This is a genomic window from Streptomyces sp. NPDC005070 (assembly GCF_053600395.1).
This window is the reverse complement of sequence record NZ_JBSFZS010000070.1, coordinates 1-21500: the sequence shown is the minus strand read 5'-3', so window position 1 is coordinate 21500 and position 21500 is coordinate 1. Positions and strand designations below refer to the sequence as shown.

Annotated in this window: 15 protein-coding genes; 4 read left to right on the top strand and 11 right to left on the bottom strand. The window is 70.2% G+C overall.

The genetic code is table 11. The features are described from left to right. Positions 1-42: 42 nt before the first annotated feature. Positions 43-2091, bottom strand: coding sequence for a carbohydrate-binding module family 20 domain-containing protein (locus tag ACWEBX_RS23220; protein WP_451886727.1), 2049 nt, complete (start codon positions 2089-2091; stop codon positions 43-45). 196 nt (positions 2092-2287) lie between these two features. Here ACWEBX_RS23220 and ACWEBX_RS23215 point away from each other — a divergent pair, with 196 nt between their 5' ends. From ACWEBX_RS23215 to ACWEBX_RS23205, 3 genes are all read left to right on the top strand, one after another. Then, positions 2288-3670, top strand: coding sequence for an alpha-amylase (locus ACWEBX_RS23215; protein ID WP_451886726.1), 1383 nt, complete (start codon positions 2288-2290; stop codon positions 3668-3670). A 144-nt stretch (positions 3671-3814) separates the two neighbouring features. Next, complete coding sequence (pulA, locus tag ACWEBX_RS23210) at positions 3815-9214, top strand: pullulanase-type alpha-1,6-glucosidase (RefSeq protein ID WP_451886745.1); 5400 nt, start codon at positions 3815-3817, stop codon at positions 9212-9214. Positions 9215-9355: 141 nt separating this feature from the next. Then, positions 9356-9724 (top strand): 5-carboxymethyl-2-hydroxymuconate Delta-isomerase, encoded by a 369-nt coding sequence (locus ACWEBX_RS23205; protein WP_451886725.1) that lies wholly within the window; start codon positions 9356-9358, stop codon positions 9722-9724. A 10-nt stretch (positions 9725-9734) separates the two neighbouring features. Here ACWEBX_RS23205 and ACWEBX_RS23200 read toward each other — a convergent pair whose 3' ends face one another. The 5 genes from ACWEBX_RS23200 to ACWEBX_RS23180 all read right to left on the bottom strand — a co-directional run bounded on the left by ACWEBX_RS23200 (position 9735) and on the right by ACWEBX_RS23180 (position 15081). Beyond that, positions 9735-10436 carry a TetR/AcrR family transcriptional regulator gene (locus ACWEBX_RS23200; protein WP_451886724.1) on the bottom strand — a complete coding sequence of 234 codons (702 nt, stop codon included), beginning with the start codon at positions 10434-10436 and terminating at the stop codon, positions 9735-9737. Between the two features lie 57 nt (positions 10437-10493). Then, positions 10494-11543 (bottom strand): PDR/VanB family oxidoreductase, encoded by a 1050-nt coding sequence (locus ACWEBX_RS23195; RefSeq protein WP_451886723.1) that lies wholly within the window; start codon positions 11541-11543, stop codon positions 10494-10496. Next, positions 11543-12454 (bottom strand): metal-dependent hydrolase, encoded by a 912-nt coding sequence (locus tag ACWEBX_RS23190; RefSeq protein WP_451886722.1) that lies wholly within the window; start codon positions 12452-12454, stop codon positions 11543-11545. The genes ACWEBX_RS23195 and ACWEBX_RS23190 overlap by 1 nt, the downstream gene beginning before the upstream one ends. A 111-nt stretch (positions 12455-12565) precedes the next feature. Beyond that, a complete protein-coding gene (locus ACWEBX_RS23185) occupies positions 12566-14494 on the bottom strand; it encodes a hypothetical protein (protein ID WP_451886721.1) in 1929 nt (642 codons plus the stop codon). A 77-nt stretch (positions 14495-14571) separates the two neighbouring features. Then, positions 14572-15081: a tetratricopeptide repeat protein gene (locus ACWEBX_RS23180; RefSeq protein ID WP_451886720.1), complete on the bottom strand. Its 510-nt coding sequence runs from the start codon at positions 15079-15081 to the stop codon at positions 14572-14574. A 155-nt stretch (positions 15082-15236) separates the two neighbouring features. Between ACWEBX_RS23180 and ACWEBX_RS23175 the strand changes: the two genes are divergently transcribed. Then, the gene (locus ACWEBX_RS23175; protein WP_451886719.1) at positions 15237-15704 is read left to right on the top strand and encodes a hypothetical protein; all 468 of its coding nucleotides are present in this window, start codon (positions 15237-15239) and stop codon (positions 15702-15704) included. A gap of 112 nt (positions 15705-15816) precedes the next feature. On the opposite strand, the gene ACWEBX_RS23170 is transcribed toward ACWEBX_RS23175, so the two are convergent. From ACWEBX_RS23170 to glnII, 5 genes are all read right to left on the bottom strand, one after another. Next, positions 15817-17385: a DUF1996 domain-containing protein gene (locus ACWEBX_RS23170; RefSeq protein ID WP_451886718.1), complete on the bottom strand. Its 1569-nt coding sequence runs from the start codon at positions 17383-17385 to the stop codon at positions 15817-15819. A gap of 422 nt (positions 17386-17807) precedes the next feature. Then, positions 17808-18794, bottom strand: a complete 987-nt coding sequence (locus tag ACWEBX_RS23165; protein WP_451886744.1) for an NAD-dependent epimerase/dehydratase family protein — start codon at positions 18792-18794, stop codon at positions 17808-17810. Positions 18795-18924: 130 nt separating this feature from the next. After that, on the bottom strand, positions 18925-19569 hold the full coding sequence (locus tag ACWEBX_RS23160) for a winged helix-turn-helix domain-containing protein (protein WP_451886717.1): 645 nt from the start codon (positions 19567-19569) through the stop codon (positions 18925-18927). Between the two features lie 118 nt (positions 19570-19687). After that, complete coding sequence (locus ACWEBX_RS23155) at positions 19688-19810, bottom strand: hypothetical protein (RefSeq protein ID WP_351865087.1); 123 nt, start codon at positions 19808-19810, stop codon at positions 19688-19690. Between the two features lie 172 nt (positions 19811-19982). After that, entirely contained in the window at positions 19983-21011 is a 1029-nt protein-coding gene (gene glnII / locus ACWEBX_RS23150) for a glutamine synthetase (RefSeq protein WP_451886716.1), read from the bottom strand. Positions 21012-21500: the final 489 nt, after the last annotated feature.

The window sequence follows — 21500 nt, the reverse complement described above, 5'->3', positions numbered from 1 at the left end:
ACCGGGGCACCGCTTCCGCGCGGGTCTTTCTTTTCCGAGGCCCTATTTCCAGGTGTCACTCACGGAGTACCCGGCACCCGAGCCCGTGGTGTAGGCACGATTGCTCCCGGACTCCCAGGTCACCGAGCCCGACGCGTCCTTCTTGATGTACTTGTACGTGAACGAGGTCGACCTGGGCACGATCGCGAGCCGGCCCCAGGAGGGGTACGACGCGGAGGACAGCGGGATCGCGTCGGCCGTGTTCCAGGAGCCGAGCGCGGGGACCGAGCCGACGACGTACACGCTGGTGCCGTAGACGGTGGTCGCGGTCACGCCGAAGGTCAGGTCCGTCGCGTCGGCGTCGGCCACGTTCCAGGAGTTCTGAGCCGTCACGGCTGCTGTGCCGGAGGTCAGGGTCCGGTTGGCGTTGGACTCCCAGGTGACGTTCCCCGAGGCCTCCTTCTTGATGTACTTGTACGCGATCGTGCTGTTCGCCGGTACCGCGACGTCCGTCTTCCAGACCGGGTAGCCGGACGAGGACAGCTTCACCGCGCTTGCCGTGTTCCAGCCGCCGAGCGCGGCGGCCGAACCGACCACGTACACGTCCGTGCCGGAGGTGGTCGACGCGTACTCGTCGAAGGTCGCCGTGACCGTCCCGCTGCCCGGATCGGTGCCGCCGCCCCCGCAGTTCACGGTGCAGACGTAGTCCGGGTCGTAGAAGGCGACGGCGCCCTTGGCGGGAACGGTCAGGGAGGCCGTGCCGCCGGTGACCGTGACCGAGGTGGCGCCGCCGTCGATGACGTTCGGGTAGGTGCCGTCCGCGAGACCGGTCGTGTAGATGTGGGTGTTGGCGCCCGAGCTGTTGTTGACGGCGACGAAACCGGCGCCGCCCCGGCCGAAGCCGATCACGTTGGACGCGGGGGACTGCCAGTTGGCGACGGAGTATCCGGCCGCCGCGTTGTGCCAGCCGATCATGCCGGAGACCGCGGTGTCGCGGTCGAGGCAGTACCAGCCGGAGGCGCAGTCCGTGTCGGTGACGAAACCGCCGCCCGAGTTCGGCGGGGCCTGGTCGCTCTGGCTGAACGTCCAGCCCGCGTACACCGAGGGCCTGCCGTATCCGCGGGCGAGCTGGTAGACGTTGGCGAGCACGGCGGTCGCGCCGTCCTTGTAGCTCAGCGAGTAGCCGTTGCGCTCGGTGTCGTGGTTGGTGACCATGGTGGTGGAGTTCGACTCCGCGACCAGTCCCCAACTGCTGCCGAAGCTGGACAGGTTGGCGATGTTGCCCTGGAACTGCGCCTTGATCTGGGAGGCGAAGGCGAAGTCGAGGACGTCACCGCTGCCGTAGTACTCGTCGATGGAGGGCGGGGTGCCGGGATAGACCTCCTGGGTGATGTACGGCGCCGAGCCCGAGGTCGTGGTGTGCAGTCCGCCGACGATGGCGTTCATGTCGGCGGCCTCGATGTGCTTGGCCGCGTCGACCCGGAAGCCGTCGACGCCCAGGTCGATCTGCGTGTTGAGGAAACCGGTGATCTTCGCGCGGACGTTGCTCTCGGCGGTGTCCAGGTCGGGCAGGCCGAGCAGTTCGCAGTGCTGCACCTGGTAGCGGTTGGTCCAGTCGGTGATCGTGGTGGTGCAGTCGTCGCTGTCGGCCGGGTCGTAGTCCGGGGTGTCGTACTTGTTGGTGACGACCGTGCCGTTGTAGCCGGTGCCGGTCTGGGCGGCGGTGTGGTTGATCACCGCGTCGGTGTAGACCTTGATGCCGGCCGCGTGACACGTGTCGACCATGGCCTTGAAGGCGGCCGCAGTGCCGAAACGGCTGTTCAGGTTGTAGGAGTACGGCTGGTAGACGTCCCACCAGTAGTAGTTGGTCTGCTTCAACGACTCGGCGGGCGGCGCCACTTGGACCGCCCCGTAGCCGGCCGGGTCGAGCACGTTCGTACACTCGGACGCGACCGACTTCCAGTTCCACTCCCACAGGTTGGCGATCACGTCGCCGTTGGGGACACCCGTGTCCGCCGCCGCTGCCCGCTGGGCGGGCAGTGCGGCCAGCCCGCCGAGTGCCAGCGCGACGGTCGCCAGCAGCCGGGAAACCCTTCTTCGCCGTAAAACCATCGGGGGTGCGGCTCCTCTCCGGATCGGTCAGCACGGCCGCGGGGCGCGGAAGCTGACCCGTGTGGAGCGTGGGACCGCCCAAGGGAGCGCGTCAATAAGGAAGTTGAAAGTTCTTTCGACATCTTGCTGAAACATGATTGCAAGCGGTACGTTCCGATCCCCCCACCCGCACGACGTAGTGCAGGAGTACACACACATGGCACGGAAGAAGCTCGCGGCCTCGTTCGCCCTCGTGGCGGGCCTGGCGGTCACAGTGGCCGTTCCCCCCGGTACGGCGGCGGCCTCGCCGCCCGGCACCAAGGACGTCACCGCCGTCATGTTCGAGTGGAAGTTCGACTCGGTCGCCAAGGAATGCACCAACACGCTGGGCCCCGCCGGATACGGCTACGTCCAGGTGTCCCCGCCCGCCGAGCACATACAGGGCTCGCAGTGGTGGACCTCGTACCAGCCCGTCAGCTACAAGATCGCCGGCCGGCTCGGCGACGCCACCGCCTTCAAGAACATGGTCACCACCTGCCACGCGGCCGGTGTGAAGGTCGTGGCGGACACGGTGATCAACCACATGGCGGCCGGTTCCGGCACCGGCACGGGAGGCTCTTCGTACACGAAGTACAACTACCCGGGCCTCTACTCGTCCGCCGACATGGACGACTGCACCTCCACCATCAGCGACTACACCAACCGCGCCAACGTCCAGAACTGCGAACTCGTCGGCCTCGCCGACCTGGACACCGGCGAGTCCTACGTCCGGTCGGCCATCGCCGGCTACATGAACACCCTGCTCGGCTACGGCGTGGACGGCTTCCGCATCGACGCGGCCAAGCACATGCCGGCCGCCGACCTCGCCAACATCAAGTCCCGGCTGAGCAACCCGTCCGTCTACTGGAAGCAGGAGGCCATCTACGGCGCAGGCGAGGCCGTGCAGCCCACCGAGTACACCGGCAACGGCGACGTCCAGGAGTTCCGCTACGCCTACGACCTCAAGCGGGTCTTCAACAACGAGAACCTCGCCTACCTGAAGAACTACGGCGAGGGCTGGGGGTACATGAGCAGCTCGGTCGCGGCCGTCTTCGTCGACAACCACGACACCGAGCGCAACGGCTCCACGCTCAACTACAAGGACGGGGCGAACTACACCCTCGCCAACGTCTTCATGCTCGCCTACCCCTACGGCGCCCCCGACATCAACTCCGGCTACGAGTGGTCGAACGCGGACGCCGGGCCGCCCAACGGCGGCACGGTCAACGCCTGCTGGCAGGACGGCTGGAAGTGTCAGCACGCCTGGCCGGAGATCAAGTCGATGGTCGCCTTCCGCAACGCCACCCGGGGGCAAGCGCTTTCCAACTGGTGGGACAACGGCAACGACGCGATCGCTTTCGGCCGGGGCGGCAAGGGCTTCGTGGCCATCAACCACGAGACCTCCTCGCTGAGCCGGACGTACAGCACCTCCCTGGCCGCGGGAACGTACTGCAACGTCCAGAACAACACGAGCATCACCGTGAACAGTTCGGGCCAGTTCACGGCGACGCTGGGTGCCAACACGGCACTCGCGATCTATGCGGGCAAGTCGAGCTGCTGAAAAGCCTTTCCGCATGTTGCAAGACTCTTGCTGTAAACCTTGCGTGAGCGATACGGTCACGCGGGCGTTCGGCATCGTGGCCGAAACGCTGCGCGGGGTCGGACCCGAGTACGCCGTAATCGCTAGGAGTTCACGACTGTGGACCTGATACCGAGAGGGCCGGCGAGCCGCACCAGCCGCCCCAGGCTGCGTGCAGCCGTCCTCGCAGCCGCACTGGCCGTATCGCTTGCGCAACCCCTTGTGGCGCGGGCCCAGACCCCGCCCGCACCGCCGTCGGACGCGAAGCTCGCCGCCGAGCCGACACGGCACGACTCCACCCGTGACCAGTTCTACTTCGTGATGCCGGACCGCTTCGCCAACGGCGACACGTCCAACGACAAGGGCGGACTGACCGGTTCGAGGCTCTCGACCGGGTACGACCCCGCCGACAAGGGCTTCTACCAGGGCGGCGACCTCAAGGGTCTGACCAAGCGGCTCGACTACATCAAGGACCTCGGCACCACCGCCATCTGGATGGCGCCGATCTTCAAGAACCAGCCCGTCCAGGGCACCGGCAAGGACGCCTCGGCCGGCTACCACGGTTACTGGATCACCGACTTCACCAAGGTCGACCCGCACTTCGGCACCAACAAGGACCTGGAGACACTGATCTCCAAGGCCCACGCCAAGGGCATGAAGGTCTTCTTCGACGTCATCACCAACCACACGGCCGACGTCGTCGACTACAAGGAACAGTCCTACACCTACCTCTCCAAGGGCGCCTTCCCGTACCTGACCAAGGACGGGAAGCCCTTCGACGACGCGGACTACGCGGACGGCACCAAGGGGTTCCCGTCGGTGGACGCCGACTCCTTCCCCCGCACGCCGACGGTCCCCGCCGCGAAGAAGAACGCCAAGGTCCCGTCGTGGCTCAACGACACGACCATGTACACCAACCGCGGTGACTCCACCTACGCCGGCGAGTCCACCACCTACGGCGACTTCTCCGGCCTCGACGACCTGTGGACCGAGCGTCCCGAGGTCGTCAGCGGCATGGAGAAGATCTATGAGCGCTGGGTCCGGGACTTCGGCATCGACGGCTTCCGGATCGACACCGTCAAGCACGTGAACATGGAGTTCTGGACGCAGTGGGCGACCGCCCTCGACGCGTACGCGGCCAAGCACGGGCGCAAGAACTTCTTCATGTTCGGCGAGGTCTACTCCGCCGACACGTCGATCACCTCGCCGTACGTGACCCAGGGCCGTCTCGACGCCACCCTCGACTTCCCGTTCCAGGACGCGGCCCGCTCCTACGCCTCGCAGGGCGGCAGCGCGCAGAAGCTCTCGTCCCTGTTCGCGGACGACTACAAGTACACGACCGACAAGGCCAACGCGTACGAGCAGGTCACCTTCCTCGGCAACCACGACATGGGCCGCATCGGGTACTTCCTGGACCAGGACAACCCGAAGGCGACCGACGCCGAACTGCTGAAGAAGGACAAGCTCGCCAACGAGCTGATGTTCCTCAGCCGCGGCAACCCGGTCGTCTACTACGGCGACGAGCAGGGCTTCACCGGCTCCGGCGGTGACAAGGACGCCCGGCAGACGATGTTCGCCTCCAAGGTCGCGGACTACCTCGACGACGACGAGATCGGCACGAGCCGCACGCACGCGAGCGACGCGTACGACACCAAGGCGCCGCTCTACAGGACGATCAGCGCCCTCTCCAAGCTGCGCAAGGACAACCCGGCCCTCACCGACGGCGTCCAGACGGAGCGGTACGCCGCGGACGGCGCCGGCGTCTACGCCTTCTCCCGCACGGACGCGAAGACCGGCACCGAGTACGTGGTCGCCGTGAACAACGCGGACGAGGCGAAGTCGGCCACCTTCGCGACCGGCTCGGCGAACATGGACTTCCGCGCCGTGTACGGAACCTCGGCCTCGGCGAAGAGCGACGGGGACAAGAAGGTCACCGTCACCGTCCCGGCCGGCTCGGCGATCGTCCTCAAGGCCGCTGGCCGGCTCGCCGCCCCCGCGTCCAAGCCCACGCTGACGCTGAAGGCCCCCGCCGCGGGCGCCACCGGCACCGTCGAACTGTCGGCGGACGTCACCGGCGGACAGCTCGACCGGGTCGTCTTCGCTGCCCAGGTGGGCAACGGCACGTGGCGGACCCTCGGCTCCGCCGACCACGCCCCGTACAAGGTCACCCAGGCCATCGGCAAGGACGTACCGGCCGGAACCGCCCTGCGGTACAAGGCCGTCGTCGTCGACACGGCCGGACACACCGCGAGCGCGGCGGCCGAGTCCACCACCGGCACCGTGCCCGCCGCGGAGGTCCCGGCGGCCTCCTCGCGCGACTACGCGGTCGTCCACTACAAGCGCACCGACGGCGACTACACCGACTGGCGCCTGTACGCCTGGGGCGACATCGCCGACGGCGAGGGTACGACCTGGCCCGCCGGACACGACTTCGTCGGCCGCGACGCCTACGGCGCCTTCGCCTACGTGAAGCTGAAGCCCGGAGCCTCCAGTGTGGGCTTCCTGGTCATCGACAAGGACGGCAACAAGGACGTCGCGAGCGACCGCACCATCGACGTCACCAAGACCGGAGAGGTCTGGGTCGAGCAGGGCAAGGACACCGTCCTCACCGAGCAGCCCGACCTGCCCGCCCAGGACAAGACCAAGGCGGTCCTCCACTACCACCGCGCCGACGGCGACTACACCGGCTGGGGCCTGCACACCTGGACCGGGGCCGCGACGCCCACGGACTGGACGAAGCCCCTGGAGCCGGTGCGGACCGACGCCTACGGAGCCGTCTTCGAGGTGCCGCTCGCCGAGGGCGCCGGCAGCCTCAGCTACATCCTGCACAAGGGCGACGACAAGGACCTGCCCACCGACCAGTCGCTGGACCTGACGGCGAACGGCCACGAGGTGTGGCTGCTCGGCGGCCAGGAGAAGTACCTGCTGCCGCAGCCCAAGGGCAGCGCGGCCGCACTCGACCTGACCACGTCCAAGGCGATCTGGATCGACCGCTACACGGTCGCCTGGAACGGCTCCGACGCCGCCGTGTCCACCCAGCTCCTCTCCTCCCGCGACGGCTCGATCGCCGTCAAGGACGGCGGGCTGACCAGCGACGACGAACGCTGGCTGCGGCTACGGAAGACCGCTCTCACCGACGCCCAGAAGGCCAAGTACCCGCACCTGAAGGCGTACACCGCCTGGTCCGTCGACCCGCGCGACCGCGACCGGGTGCGCTCCGCGCTCGGCGGCCAGCTCGTCGCCTCGCAGCGGGCCGCGAACGGCGCCGTGCTCGCGGCCACCGGCGTGCAGATCGCCGGTGCCCTCGACGACCTGTACCCCGCGACGAGGGCGCACCTCGGGCCGGTCTTCCACAAGGGTGTCCCCACCCTCTCGGTGTGGGCCCCGACCGCCCAGTCGGTGAGCCTCGACCTCGGCGGCTCCACCGTCGCCATGAAGCGCGACGGCGCCACCGGCGTCTGGTCCGTCACCGGGAAGAAGTCCTGGACGGGCAAGCCCTACCGCTACGTCGTGAAGGTGTGGGCGCCGACCGTCCGGAAGATCGTCACCAACAAGGTGACCGACCCGTACTCGGTGGCCCTGACCGCAGACTCGGAGCGCAGCCTGGTCGTCGACCTGGACGCCAGGTCCCTCGCCCCGTCCGGCTGGTCCTCGCTCAAGAAGCCCAAGGCCGTACCGCTGAAGGACGCGCAGATCCAGGAACTGCACGTCCGGGACTTCTCGGTGGCGGACAAGACCGTCCCCGCGAAGGACCAGGGCACCTACCTCGCCTTCACCGACAAGAACAGCGACGGCTCCAAGCACCTGAAGGCGCTGGCCAGGTCCGGCACCTCGTACGTGCACCTGCTGCCCGCGTTCGACATCGCCACCATCCCCGAGAAGAAGGCGGACCGGCAGAGCACCGACTGCGATCTCGCTTCCTACGCCGCCGACTCCGAGAAGCAGCAGGAGTGCGTGGCGAAGACCGCCGCCAAGGACGCCTACAACTGGGGCTACGACCCGTACCACTACACGGTCCCCGAGGGCTCCTACGCCACCGACCCCGACGGCACCGGCCGCACGGTCGAGTTCCGCAAGATGGTCAAGTCGCTCAACGAGGACGGCCTCAGGGTCGTCATGGACGTGGTCTACAACCACACCGCCGCGAGCGGCCAGGCCGACACCAGCGTCCTCGACAAGGTCGTCCCCGGCTACTACCAGCGGCTCCTCGCCGACGGCAGCGTCGCCAACTCCACCTGCTGCTCCAACACGGCGACCGAGAACGCCATGATGGGCAAGCTGGTCGTCGACTCGATCGTCACCTGGGCCAAGGAGTACAAGGTCGACGGCTTCCGCTTCGACCTCATGGGCCACCAGCCCAAGGCCAACATCCTCGCGGTCAGGAAGGCCCTCGACGGGCTGACCCTCGCGAAGGACGGCGTCGACGGCAAGAAGATCATCCTGTACGGCGAGGGATGGAACTTCGGCGAGGTCGCCGACGACGCCCGCTTCGTCCAGGCCACCCAGAAGAACATGGCGGGGACGGGCATCGCGACCTTCTCCGACCGGGCCCGTGACGCCGTCCGCGGCGGCAGCCCCTTCGACTCCGACCCCGGGGTCCAGGGCTTCGGCTCGGGCCTGTACACCGACCCCAACTCCTCCACCGCCAACGGCACCCAGGCCGAGCAGAAGGCCCGCCTGCTGCACTACCAGGACCTCATCAAGGTCGGCCTGACCGGCAACCTGGCGGCGTACCGCTTCACCGACACCGACGGCAAGGAGGTCAAGGGCTCCGAGATCGACTACAACGGCCAGCCCGCGGGCTACGCCGCCGCGCCCGGTGACGCGCTCGCCTACGCCGACGCGCACGACAACGAGTCGCTGTACGACGCGCTGACGTACAAGCTCCCCGCGTCGACGAGCGCCGCCGACCGGGCCCGGATGCAGGTCCTGGCGATGGCGACGGCCACCCTCTCGCAGGGTCCGTCCCTCTCCCAGGCCGGCTCCGACCTGCTGCGCTCCAAGTCGCTGGACCGCAACTCCTTCGACAGCGGCGACTGGTTCAACGCCATCCACTGGAACTGCCAGGACGGCAACGGATTCGGGCGCGGGCTGCCGATGGCCGCGGACAACACCTCGAAGTGGCCGTTCGCCAAGCCGCTGCTGACCTCCGTCAAGGTGGGCTGCGAGCAGATCGACGGCACCTCGGCCGCCTTCCAGGACCTGCAGCGGATCCGTACGGGCGAGAAGGTCTTCTCGCTCTCCACGGCCGCCGCGGTGCAGTCGCAGCTCTCCTTCCCGCTGTCGGGCAAGGACGAGACCCCCGGAGTGATCACCGCGCGCCTCGGCGACCTCGTGATCGTCTTCAACGCGACCCCGGAGAAGCAGAAGCAGACCGTCGGCTCGCTGGCCGGTGCGGCGTACGCGCTGCACCCGGTGCAGGCGAAGGGCGCGGACTCGGTCGTCAAGTCCTCGTCCTACGCGAAGGACACGGGCTCCTTCACCGTCCCGGCCCGCACGGTGGCGGTGTTCACCCGGACTCCGTGACAGCGACCCCCTGACACCGGCCTGACCCGGTGGGGGGCGGCCCCGGACACCCTGAGCACGACGGGTGTCCGGGGCCGCCCCCGTCGTCGTGCCGGTGCTGCGGCTAGGGTGACCGGGACTTTCCACGGAACAGGAGCGCCCATGCCGCAGATCACCGTCGAGACCTCCCCGGCCCTCGACCACGTCGACTGGAGCGCGTTCGCGCTCGCGCTGCACCCCGTGATCGTCGAGATCGCGGCCGCGCGGCTGGAGGCGTGCAAGCTGCGCACCCTGCGGACCGAGTACGAGATCGTGGGGGACGTGGCGGCCACGGGCACGGGGGGTCCCGCCATCGTCCACGTGGGCATCGCGCTGCTGGCCGGCCGCAGCGACGAGACCAAGGCGAGGCTGACCGAGGCCACGCTGGAGCTGTTGCGGGGGCACATCGAGCCCACGGACGGCGTCACGTCGTTGCACGTGTCCGTCGAGGTGCGCGATCTCGACCCGTCGTACCGGAAGTTCGAGGCGTAGGAGCGGGGGGTCACGCCTCGGGCGGCGAGGCGAGCGCGAGCAGCCGGACGACGAGGTCGGTGAACGGCCCGTCGCCCGGTTCGTCCTTGAGCCCCGTGCGCAGCAGCGCGGCGACCTCCGGGTCGTAGGCGGCGCTGACCGCCGCCAGGGCCGCGAAGTCGTGCACGAGCTGCACCTCCAGCTCGCCGCGCGGAATCCGCCGTCCGTCCAGCCAGATCAGCGCGGTCGACTCGACGAGCGAGATCCAGGACCGGATCACCAGCTCCAGCCGGGCGGGCGGTTCCTCGACGTCCAGATGCGACAGGATCTGGAGGTAGGCCGCCTGTCGTACGGCGTCGATGAGCGCGTTGGTGGTCGACGAGCCGACGGCCGGGCCGCCCCGCATCAACGCGGCGAAGCCGGGCCCGTGGTCGTCCACGAAGTCGAAGAAGCGGCGCATCACCCGCAGCAGCCGCGTTCCCAGCGGACCCTCGCGGGACTCCACGAACCGGCCCGCGAGATCGTCTGCGGCGCGCTGCAACGCCGCTTCGTACAGGCTGAGTTTGCCCGGGAAGTAGTGGTACACCAGCGGCCGCGAGATGCCCGCGGCCGAGGCTATCTCGTCGATGGAGACCTCGTCGGGCGAGCGTCGGCTGAACAGTTCGAGGGCGACGCCGATCAACTGCTGCCGTCGCTCCTCGACACCCATCCTGCGGCGTACCCCGGTTGTCATGCGGACACTTTACCGATCGCATCCGGCCCTGATCGGGCCGGTCCGGACGGCGGATGTTCACATGTCCAGCACGATTCGCCCACCTCGTGTCCGCGAGACGCAGATGAGCATCGAGTCGTCACGCTCCGCGTCCGTCAGCAGTTCGTCCCGGTGCTCGATCTCCCCTTCCAGGACGCGCTGCCGGCAGGTTCCGCAGAATCCCTGTTCACAGGAGTAGAGCGTGCCGGGCAGCTCCGCGCGGACCGCGGCGAGGACCGTCGTGCCGGCGTGCACGGTCACCGTGCGTCCGCTGCGCCGCAGTTCGACCTCGAAGGCGGTGTCGCCCCCGTCGGGCGCGCGGGCGGTGAACCGCTCCAGGTGCAGTGCCGCCCCGTCCGGGACCCGCGCCGCGACCGCCGCCATGAGCCCGTCGGGTCCGCAGCAGTAGACCGCCGTGCCCGGGACGGGATCCGCGAACAGCGCGTCCAGGTCCGGCAGTCCGTCCTCGTCCTCGGCGACGACGGTGACCTTCGAGCGGTCCAGCTTCTCGATCTCCTCCAGGAACGGCATCGAGGCACGGGTCCGGCCGCCGTACAGCAACCGCCAGTCGGTGCCCTCCGGGAGGGCCCGCAGCATCGGCAGCACCGGGGTGATCCCGATGCCGCCCACGACGAAGACGTACGCCGGTGCCGCCACGAGCGGGAAGCGGTTGCGCGGTCCGCGCACCTCGACCCGCATGCCCTGCCCGAGGTGCTCGTGCACCTCGCGCGAGCCGCCCCGCCCGTCCTCGACGAGCCGGGTCGCGACGGTGTACGCGGAGCGGTCCTCGGGGTCCCCGCACAGGGAGTACTGCCGGACGAGCCCCGAGGGCAGCACCAGGTCGAGGTGGGCTCCCGGCTCCCAGCGCGGCAGGCCGGCTCCCTCCAGGCGCGTCAGGACGACACCGTCGGCGACACGCTCGTGCCGGGCGACCCGCAGTCGCAGGGCCCGGGTGCGGGGCCGGCCGGAGTGGGGGTCCTCCAGGGCGGGCAGCGGCCACAGCGGTGACGCCTCGATCCGGCGGCGCATCGCCCGCCGTACGAGCACGGCCGCACCGGCCACGGCGACGACGGTCCGCAGCCTGGGCATCACGCGGCACCCGTGTTCTTCTCGGCGGCCGTTGCGGCGGGGGAGGAGGCGAGATAGGCGATCGCCTGCTCGGTGGAGGCCTCCTGCGAGGGGTGGTAGGTGCGGCTGAGGTAGCGGGGGACGGACCTCAGCAGGTCCCCGGTCGGCGGCAGCACGCCCCGCTTCCCGCTGACGTAGAAGTCCTTGAAGCTCGCCTTGCCGTTCACGAGCGTCGGATCGTTCTCCATGAAGAACCGGGCGCCGCGCTGCCACAGGAAGACGAGCGCGGTGAAGGCGGTCGCCCAGGTCCGCGCACGCCGGCGGTAGCTGCCGTCGACGTGCTGGAACAGGTCGAACGCCACCGAGCGGTGCTCGACCTCCTCCGCGCCGTGCCAGCGCATCAGGTCCAGCATGACCGGATCGGCCCCGCGCCGGTCCAGTTCCCCGGCGTTCAGGATCCAGTCGCCGAGGAAGGCGGTGTAGTGCTCGATCGCGGCGATCAGGGCGACGCGCTCCAGCAGCCACCAGCGGCGCGCTCTGCCGGGGGGCAGCGTCCGGTCGCCCAGCAGCTTCTCGAAGAGCCAGTCGACCTGCGCGGTGTACGGCGTCGGGTCGAGCCCCAGCTCCGCCAGGTGGGGCAGCACCTCGTCGTGCGCCTGCGAGTGCGTGGCCTCCTGCCCGATGAACCCGATGACGTCCTCGCGCAGCCGCTCGTCCCGGATGAGGGGCAGGACCTGCCGGTACACATGCACGAACCACCGCTCGCCGGCCGGCAGCAGCAGATGCAGCACGTTCATGGTGTGCGTGGCGAACGGCTCGTCGGGCACCCAGTGCAGCGGTGTGTCCTCCCACGAGAACGACACCTTCCGTGCCTTGAGAGCCGTCCGCTCGGACTCGACCGGCCGGGGCTGCCGGGCCTGCGTGTTAGACATGGCGTCAATGTACTGACGGGTAGGCGCTCGGAGAAGCCCTGTGCGCCCACTTGTTTACGTCCGTGTCAGCAATCCGCGCCGGGTGTCCGGTCCATGGTGATGGACGGGCGTTCAGCGCAGCCCGGTGATGTCCCGGCCGTCCGTCAGGGTTCCCTTCAGCTCGGCCCGCTTTCCCTGCGTCGTCCGTACGGTGAGCAGGGGCCCCGCCGCGGAGCCGCGCACCCCGCCCGTCGCCTCGACCGAGGCCGTGCCCTTGCCGCCGGCCGCGAGGAGATACCACGCCCCCGCGCCCGACTTCCACAGCACACCGGCGAGCACCTGCGGGTCGCGGGAGCCGCACGCGGGGGAGTTCTCGGCCTGCGCGACGACCGCCCCGTACGTTCCGCCCGGGGTACGGAACTGGGCCATCACCCGGGTGCCGCCGCCCCGCCAGGTGTCGGCGCGCGTACACACCCAGGCGGCCGATCCGCTCCCGTCGGGCAGCGGCTGGCGTGCGTACCCCCAGGCGTTCACGGTCCGCACGCCCTGCGAGCGCGCCGAGGCCAGCGAGCACGCGAAGGGCGCCCACTCCCGCAGGTTCTCCGCTCCCGCCGCCTCCCCGGGCGCGGTCGGCCGGCCCGCGGTGAGGTGGGCCGGGATCAGCTCGCCGAGGTCGGTCAGCAGCCGGGTGCCCGAGGCGTCCTCGACCTGGAGCACGTTCCACGACGTGCAGGTGCCGCTCGTCGGAGGTCCGGCCATCGGGGACGTGGAGCCGTCCGCGGACAGCGTGAGGTCCATCGCCCCGGCGGAGGGCTTCAGCAGGTCACGCTCGGCGGCCCCGGTCACCCAGGGGGCCGTCAGATAGCGGACGTTGCCGTCGGTCCGGCCCAGTACCACCGCGCTCGCCTCCGCCCCCTTCGCCCCGTCGACCCGCGCGAAGTCGAGGGCCGCGCCGCCCGTGCCGTCCTTCGGCTCGGCGTAGCGCACGACGCGCAGACCGTCGTAGAGGATCACCACGCGGGCCTGGTCGACATCGCCCGCGTACAGCAGTTGGGGCGGTCCGGGCGGGGCGCCGGAGGGTGTGCCCGGCGTCCCCGCGACGTGGACGGACCCGCCGGGCCTGGCCCAGACGGCGAGCGCGCGCCGCAGCAGCGCGGAGTCGTCGACGAGACCGCCGCGCGCGGGCCAGACGGAGAAGTCGGTGCGCGCGGAGGACTCCCAGGCCGCGGGCGCCACCCGCTGCACCCTGGCCGGGTCGAGCGCGGCCTCGGCGGCCGGGTTCTGCGCGTAGGAGGGGGCCGCGGCGCCGTCCGGGCCCCAGCCGTCGCCGGGCAGCGCGAGCAGCGCCCCGCACACGGCCACGGCGGCGGTGGCGACGAGCGCGGCCTTCAGGTGCTGTCGGCGCCGCATCAGATCGGTGGGCCGGGCCTGCAGCGAGCAGGGGTCGAACTCGGGGGAGTCGAGCAGCGCGTCCGGCACCTCGACGGCCGAGGCCTCGTTCAGCGCCGCGGCCGGCTCCTCGACCCCCGCGGCCGACAGCACCTGGCGCAGCCGTGGGTCGGTCAGCTTCTCCAGAGCGCGCAGCACGTACGCGGCGCGGGCCGGCCCCGAGAGCGCGGACAGCCGCTGGTCCAGGGCCAGTTCGTCGGCCCCGCCCGAGCGCGGGAAGAGCCGCAGGCCCCACACCTGGGGGAGGAACGGCGGAAGCTGGGACCGCTTGGGCCACGCCCACCGCTTCAGCGGCAGCCCGGCCTCCAGCGCCATCCGCACCACCTGGAGGCGTACGAAGGCATAGCCCGGGTCGCCGTCACGGCCCCCGCCGCCCTGCTGGGCGGGGATCACCGAGGTGTCGCCCGCCGCCCGGCCCCGGGGCAGCGCGCGCTGGGTGACGGCGTGCGCCGTCAGCACGCGCCGGTTGCGGCCGAGGCTCGGCGGAAGCGTCAGATAGGCGAGCCGGACCAGCCGCGGGTAGTGCTCGACGAGCGCGGCCTCGGCCTGCTCGACGTCGACGACAGCTCCGGAGGAGGGTGCGGGGCGCGGGGCTACATCCTGTGACTGCACGTTCAGCAGAACGAGCGAATCGGCGGATGGTCACCGGCCCCGCCGCCGGGCGGGGTCTCGCGGACGCGTCCGGGGACTCAGTCCGCGGATTCCCCGGGTTCCACGAGAAGGCGGGCATAGTTCGCCATCGACCGCTGGTAGCGGGGCAGATGGGGGGCCAGCGCGCCGATCACCAGGGCCAGGCCCTCGCGTTCGCGGCCGAGGTCGGCGAGGCAGAGTGCCAGCGTGGCCCGTACCGCGTCGTCCAACTCGTCCGACGGGGCCACCAGTTCGGGAGTGAGGAGCTTGACGCCCTCGTCCGCCTGTCCGAGGTTCCGCAGCGAGCTGGAGAGCTGGATCTTCGCCCGGCGGCCCTTGTACCCGCTCAGGCCGCGGGCGAGTGCCTTCCGGTACAGAGGGACGGCCTTGTCGGAGTGGCCCGTCGAGTCCCAGGCGCAGGCCTGCTCGAAAGGGCCGAGGGGGCTGTCCACGGGCAGTTCGGCGACCAGCGCGTCGATCACCGCCCGGAAGTCCGCCGCCCGCTCTTCCTCGTAGTCGTCGAAGCGGGCCCAGGCCGCCGCCGTACGCTCTTCCCAGTCTTCGTTCACGGGTGCCACCCTCGCACAGCCGTGTCCCGGGCGGTACCGGGTTCCCGTCCGCAGCGGGGCACGATTGAGCAGGGGCGTGCCCGCAGCCGTATCGAAGGCAGAGCCCTCGCCGGGGCTCTTCTCGGCGTGAACGCCGACAGGTACCGGAGGAACGTATGAGGTTGACACGCGGGAAGCTTCTGGCCGGGGCGGCCGTGGCCGCTCTGCTGGCCCTGACCGGCTGCGGCGGCGGATCGGACGCCAAGGACGGTGCGGCGAAGGAGACCGTCCCGGCCACGGCGACCGGCAGTCTGGAGGAACTGGCCGCCGAGGTGAAGTGCAAGCCGAGCATCCAGACCGACGCGGACGAGATCCGCCAGGGTGTCTGCAAGATCAGCACCGGCAAGTTCATCCTGGCGACCTTCGCCACCGACCGCGGCCAGCGCGAGTGGCTCGACGGGGCCAAGGACTACGGCGGTTCGTACCTCGTGGGCGCCAAGTGGGTCGCCGTCGGGGACCAGAAGATGGTCACGACGCTGCGCGGCCGGCTCGGCGGGAACCTGGAGCAGGGGGCCTCGCACCACGCGGGAGGCGGCGGTGGCGCGGCGACGGAGACCGGGCACGCCGGTCACCACAGCGGCTGACCGGAGCGGGGTCCCGGCCCGGTCGCCACAGCGGCTGACCGGGCAGGATCCGGGCAGACACGACAGAAGGCCGGTGACGGGAGATCCCGTCACCGGCCTTCGTCTCAGGGTGTTACTTGCAACGCTGACCGTTGTTGATGCAGGTGACCATCTTGTTCATCAGGTTCTCGTCGAAGACGTTGATGAAGTCGTCGTGGTCGGTGGCGGCCTTGTGGAGCTGCTCCGGGAAACCGTCCACCGCGTAGGCGTTCTTGATCTGCCCGTTGGTGAGGGTCGGGGCCCGGAAGCCGTAGACCAGGCGCATCGTGAGCTGCGGGATCGCCTTGAAGCCGTTGGCGCAGTTGCCCTGGGCGTCGGCGAAGGCCACGTGCGTACGGTGGTTCGCGCTGTCCGCGTTCACGCCGTCCCAGCAGCTCTGGAAGGCGAAGGTGCGGACCACGGTGCTGCCGCGCGGGCAGATCGGGTACTGCTGCGTGAGCTGCACCTTGTTCTCGAAGCCGGTGCAGCTCCAGTGGGCGTTGGCGTTCGCGAGACCGTTGGTCGTGGTCTTCGCGTCACCGGTGATGATGCGCAGGAACTTCGGCATCGCGACGACCTTGCTCTTCGCGTTGCCGACGAACTTGATCTGCGCCTGCCTCACCTGCTGGATCTGGCCGACGTTGAGTTCCTTGCCGCCGCCGTCGTTGTTCTGGTCGAAGTCCTGCGTACCGTTCTGGATACGCACGACCGGCCAGTAGTACGACGACTTGTCGCCCTGGTTGGCGCAGGACGTCTGGGCCGCCGCGAAGGTGTCGTTGTTGGCGAAGGCGTCGTTCGACTGGTTGCCGACGTAGTCGTGCAGGTGGTGCGCGCCGTTGGTGACACCGGGCGCCACGATCACGTTGTCCGTGTTGAACTTCTTGTTCGCGTTGACACCGCAGGCCGACGAGAACGTTCCGGCCGAACCGGCGCCCCCGATCCGGGCCTTGCCGGCGACGTTCGGCTGGACCTTCGTGATGTCGACGAAGTCGGCCGCGACCGGACCGTTGCCGGCCTGTCCGCCGTTGCCCGCCTGCGCGCCGCCTGCCGGGGCGCTCGCGCTCGCGGAGGCACCGGCACCCGCGCCCGCGTTCGCGCCGGTGCCCGCACCGGCACTCGCGCTCGCGGACGGAGCGGCCGTGGCGCCGCCGTTGTTCTGCCCGCCGTTGTTCTGTCCGGCGTTGGTCTGTCCGGCGGCAGGCTGACCCGTGCAGTTGGAGAGACCGTCGAGCCAGCCCGGAGCCTTGCCGCCGACGCGGTTGATCTCCAGCTTGATCCGGTCGATGATCACCGACCGGTTCTGCTTCAGCGGCGTGAGGATGGAGTTCTGGACGAAGCTCGCGTCCCTCGCCTGCGCGTCACGGGTGGTCGCGAGCCGCTGGTAGGCGGCCGTGATCTGCTGGTCGAGCGTCGCCAGCTCCCCGTCGACCTGGCCCCGCGCCTGGTTCGGAACGTTGGACAGCTTCTGACCGACGTCCGGACACTGAATGGTGGCCACCTGAGCGGGCGCGGCCTTGGTCGTGTTCCGGCCCGAGTTGCTCTCGTGTGCCGAGGCGTAGAAATTCGCCCAGACCAGCCCACCCCCGCCGATCGCGAGCGCTGCCGACGCGGCAACGGCGCGAACGGCCAGCGGCGAACGTCGTTTTCGAATGTTGCGTCCCATGGAACTCCTCTGACTTCCTTGCGGGGCAGTGAGGCGCCCGACAGGAGTGAAGCGGCTCCATTCCATACGCGGGAGGTACGCGAGGTGTTCAGGGGTCTCGAAAGAATCTTGGAAAGTCGTGAGACCAATTCGGTCACAATGGTCTCAGAAGCCCGCGAATTCCCGGGAGTTGATCTCGGAATTCAGGTTTGAGAGCGCATTTTTGACTCATATTCAGTGCCTTCCGGTCCGAGGGGAGCCACCCCGGCCGTCGAGCGGTGTCTGAGGGTTGCTTCAACTGCCGTGCCAGGTGGCCCAGTTCGGGTCTGGCCTCGGTCGTCGCGGCCGCGGTGATGCCGGTCGCCGCGCCGCATCCCCGAAGGGCACGGCGACCGGGCCGCGGAACCGCCGGAAGGTCCGGCGCGGGGAATTGCCGGGGTCCCTCAGATTCCGAGAACCTTCGCCTCCACCGCGGGATCCAGTCCCACCGCCGGCCGGTCGGCGCGCTGGGGCGCGGTACCGCCGAGTGACCGGAGCCAGCTCCAGGTGTCCTCGACGGTCTCCTCGACGGGCCGGCACCGCAGGCCCGTCCGCAGGGCCCGCGAGACATCGCCGGAGTACACCGAGGTGTGCAGCTCGCTCCTCGGCGGCACCCACACCGGAAGCTGCGTCCACGGCTCGATCCCGGCGCTCAGCACGGCCTCGGGGTCCGTCCAGCGGAGCTCGGCCCGCGCCCCGGTGGCGCGGACGCACGCGTCGAGCAGCGCCCCCATCGTGCTGTGCCCCGGGGCGCTCACCAGGTTGTACGGTCCGTCGAGTTCCGCCTCCACGGCGCCGAGCGTCCACTCGGCCAGATCCCGGACGTCGATGTACTGGAGCGGCAGCTCGCGCGGCCCGGGGGCGAGCACCGGACCCCCCGCCGAGATCCGGTTCAGCCACCAGGGCAGCCGCCCGATGTTCTCGTAGGGCCCGAGGATCAGCCCGCAGCGCACGAGCAGCGAACGACCGCCGCCGAAGGCCTCGACAGCCGCGAGTTCCCCGCCCCGCTTGTCCCGGGCGTAGTCGGTCGCCTCCGCGTCGGCCGAGGCGCCCTCCACGAGCGGCGCGTCCTCGGCGTACCCGGCGGCGCGGGGCCACGCGTACACCGAGCAGCTCGACACGTACACGTACCGGGACGCCCGCCCGGCCAGCAGACGGGCCGCGTCCCGTACGTGCCGCGGCGCCGCCGACCAGGTGTCGACGACGGCGTCCCACGTGTCCGTGGTCCCGGCGAGTGCCGCGAGCCCGTCCGGCGAGGTGCGGTCGCCCAGCAGCGACCGCGCCCCGGACGGGGGTTCGTGCCGTCCGCGGTGGAAGACGGTGACGTCCCACCCGCGCGCGACCGCGGCCTCCACGACCGCGCGCCCCACGAACTCCGTACCGCCCAGCATCAGAAGTCTCCGTGTCATGCGGACGACTCTGCCCGCACGGCCCGCCCCGCGGCACGCGAATCTGCTGACAGAAGATGCGCGGGGCCGGCCGGTGCCCGGCCGTGGCCGGGCGGTTCTCCGGGCCTGTGGGTCAACGGCCGGTCGGCGGGGTGTACTTGTACCCCACCCGGCGCACCGTCTGGATCGCCAGCCGGTGCTGGGTGCCGAGCTTGCGGCGCAGCCGGGCGACATGGACGTCGACGGTCCGTCCGTCGCCGACATGTCCGTAGCCCCACACCGTGGAGACCAACTGGTCGCGGGTGTGGACCCGGTGCGGATGGCGGACGAGATGCGCGAGCAGCTCGAACTCCAGGTAGGTCAGGTCCAGTACGTGTCCGTCGACCTCGGCGGTGCGCTGCACCGTGTCGACGCGCACCAGCGGGTCGGCGGCGCCGTCGCCGGCGGTGTCGGTCACGGCGCCGGGGGCCGCCGGGGGCTCGGCCGGGCCTGTCACGGCGACCGGCAGCAGGCGCTGCTGGTCCGCCGGTACGAGGACCAGGTAGCCGATCATCGGCGGCTGCCCCGGCAGGACCGGCAGCGCGTTCTGCGGAGCGGGCAGCCAGGTGGCGCCCGGCGGGAGGAAGGTGGCCCCGTCGTTCCCCGGGCCCGCGACTTCGTTCGAGCCGGGGGCGCCCCAGTCCTCGTCCCGGTCGACGGCGCGCAGTCGGTGCCGTGCCGGGGCGGTGGAAGGGGCGGGAGGGGTTGCGACGGAGGAGAGGGTACGAGTGGTCGCCATGAGAGGTCAGCTCTTTCGCGCGAGAAGTTCGTCGGGAGGTTCGACGACCGCGAGTTCGTGGTCGGAGCCGTCGAGGACGTACGTCGTGCGCGCTGGCCGAAGGCCGGGGTGTACGGCTTTAGAGGGCCGGCGCGTTCGTCGCGCGACAACACACCCGGTCGAAGTCGTGGTGCTGACGGGAGGGCCAGAAGGGCTCGAGGTCATGGCGACCCGTCGCGATGCGCTTCTGGAAGATGGACATGACTCCATTGAAGCAGACACAGCCCCGTAACAGGACCCTCCTCTCACTGCTCGGACGCCTTCCCGGCGCGAACCGGACACCACGCCGGTCAGCCCGTCGGGCGGGGCCCGACGGCGACGCGAAAGGGCGCCCACCGTGACGGTGGGCGCCCCTTCGGGACAACTGGGCGGGATCAGACCTGGCCGGCCTTCTCCAGGGCGGTGCAGCACGTGTCGACGATGAGACGCGTCACGACGTACGGGTCGACGTTCGCGTTCGGACGGCGGTCCTCGATGTAGCCCTTGCCGTCCTTCTCGACCTGCCACGGGATGCGGACCGAGGCGCCGCGGTCGGAGACGCCGTAGCTGTACTCGTTCCACGGGGCGGTCTCGTGCAGGCCCGTCAGACGGTCGTCGATGCCGGCGCCGTAGTTCTTGACGTGGTCCATCGGCTTGGAGCCCTCGCCGAGCGACTCGCACGCGGTGATGATCGCGTCGTAGCCCTCGCGCATCGCCTTGGTGGAGAAGTTGGTGTGCGCGCCCGCGCCGTTCCAGTCGCCCTTCACCGGCTTCGGGTCCAGCGTCGCGGAGACGCCGAAGTCCTCGGCGGTGCGGTAGAGCAGCCAGCGCGCGATCCAGAGCTGGTCCGAGACCTCCAGCGGCGACAGCGGGCCGACCTGGAACTCCCACTGACCGGGCATGACCTCGGCGTTGATGCCGGAGATGCCGAGGCCCGCCTTGAGGCAGTTGTCCAGGTGCGCCTCGACGACGTCACGGCCGAAGATCTCGTCCGCGCCGACACCGCAGTAGTAGCCGCCCTGCGCGGCCGGGAAGCCGCCCTCGGGGAAGCCGAGCGGACGGGCGCCCTTGAAGAAGGTGTACTCCTGCTCGATGCCGAAGATCGACTCCTGCGCGGCGAACTTCTCCGCGACCTCGGCCAGCGCGGCACGGGTGTTGGACGCGTGCGGCGTCATGTCGATGTCGAGGACCTCGCACATGACGAGGATGTCGTCGCCGCCGCGGATCGGGTCCGGGTAGCTGGCCACGGGCTTGAGTACGCGGTCCGAGGCGTGACCCTCGGCCTGGTTCGTCGAGGAGCCGTCGAAGCCCCAGATCGGCAGCTCCGCACCCTTGGCGTCGTCGGCCAGGATCTTCGTCTTGGAACGAAGCTTGGCCGTCGGCTCGGTGCCGTCGATCCAGATGTACTCAGCCTTGAAGCTCACGGGCCACATCCTTCGGGGTGGGTCTTGATCGCACTTGCGGGTGCTGCGGCGCTGCGGCACTGGGGCGCCGCCGGGGATGTCCGGAAGCCTGTCAACCAGCGATTTCCCGAGCGTTGCCCGAATGTGAACCCCGTGTTACCTGGGGCGTATGTGCCCGGTCTCACACCACCCGTTCCGCCGTGGCCGTCCGCGTGTGATCGTTCGCGACCGCGACGGGCCGACCGGTCGCCCGCCGTGGACCCGGAGGCCGGCCGGGGTCCGCTCGTATGCGATCCGGGTGAGAGTGATTCGGGGTGATGTGCCCTGCTTCAGGTCGAGTTGTCCGTGCGAGGGGAGTGTCGCGTGTCTCCGTGAAGGGCCGCCCGCGCGTGCGAAAGCCCTGCCGTCGCCGACCCGGAACAAGCACCACGGCGGGGCTCCGCCCGTCGTGCGGTCGGCCGTGTCCTCCGTCGAAGGTCACGGCAGGCGCCAGTCCACCGGCTCGGCTCC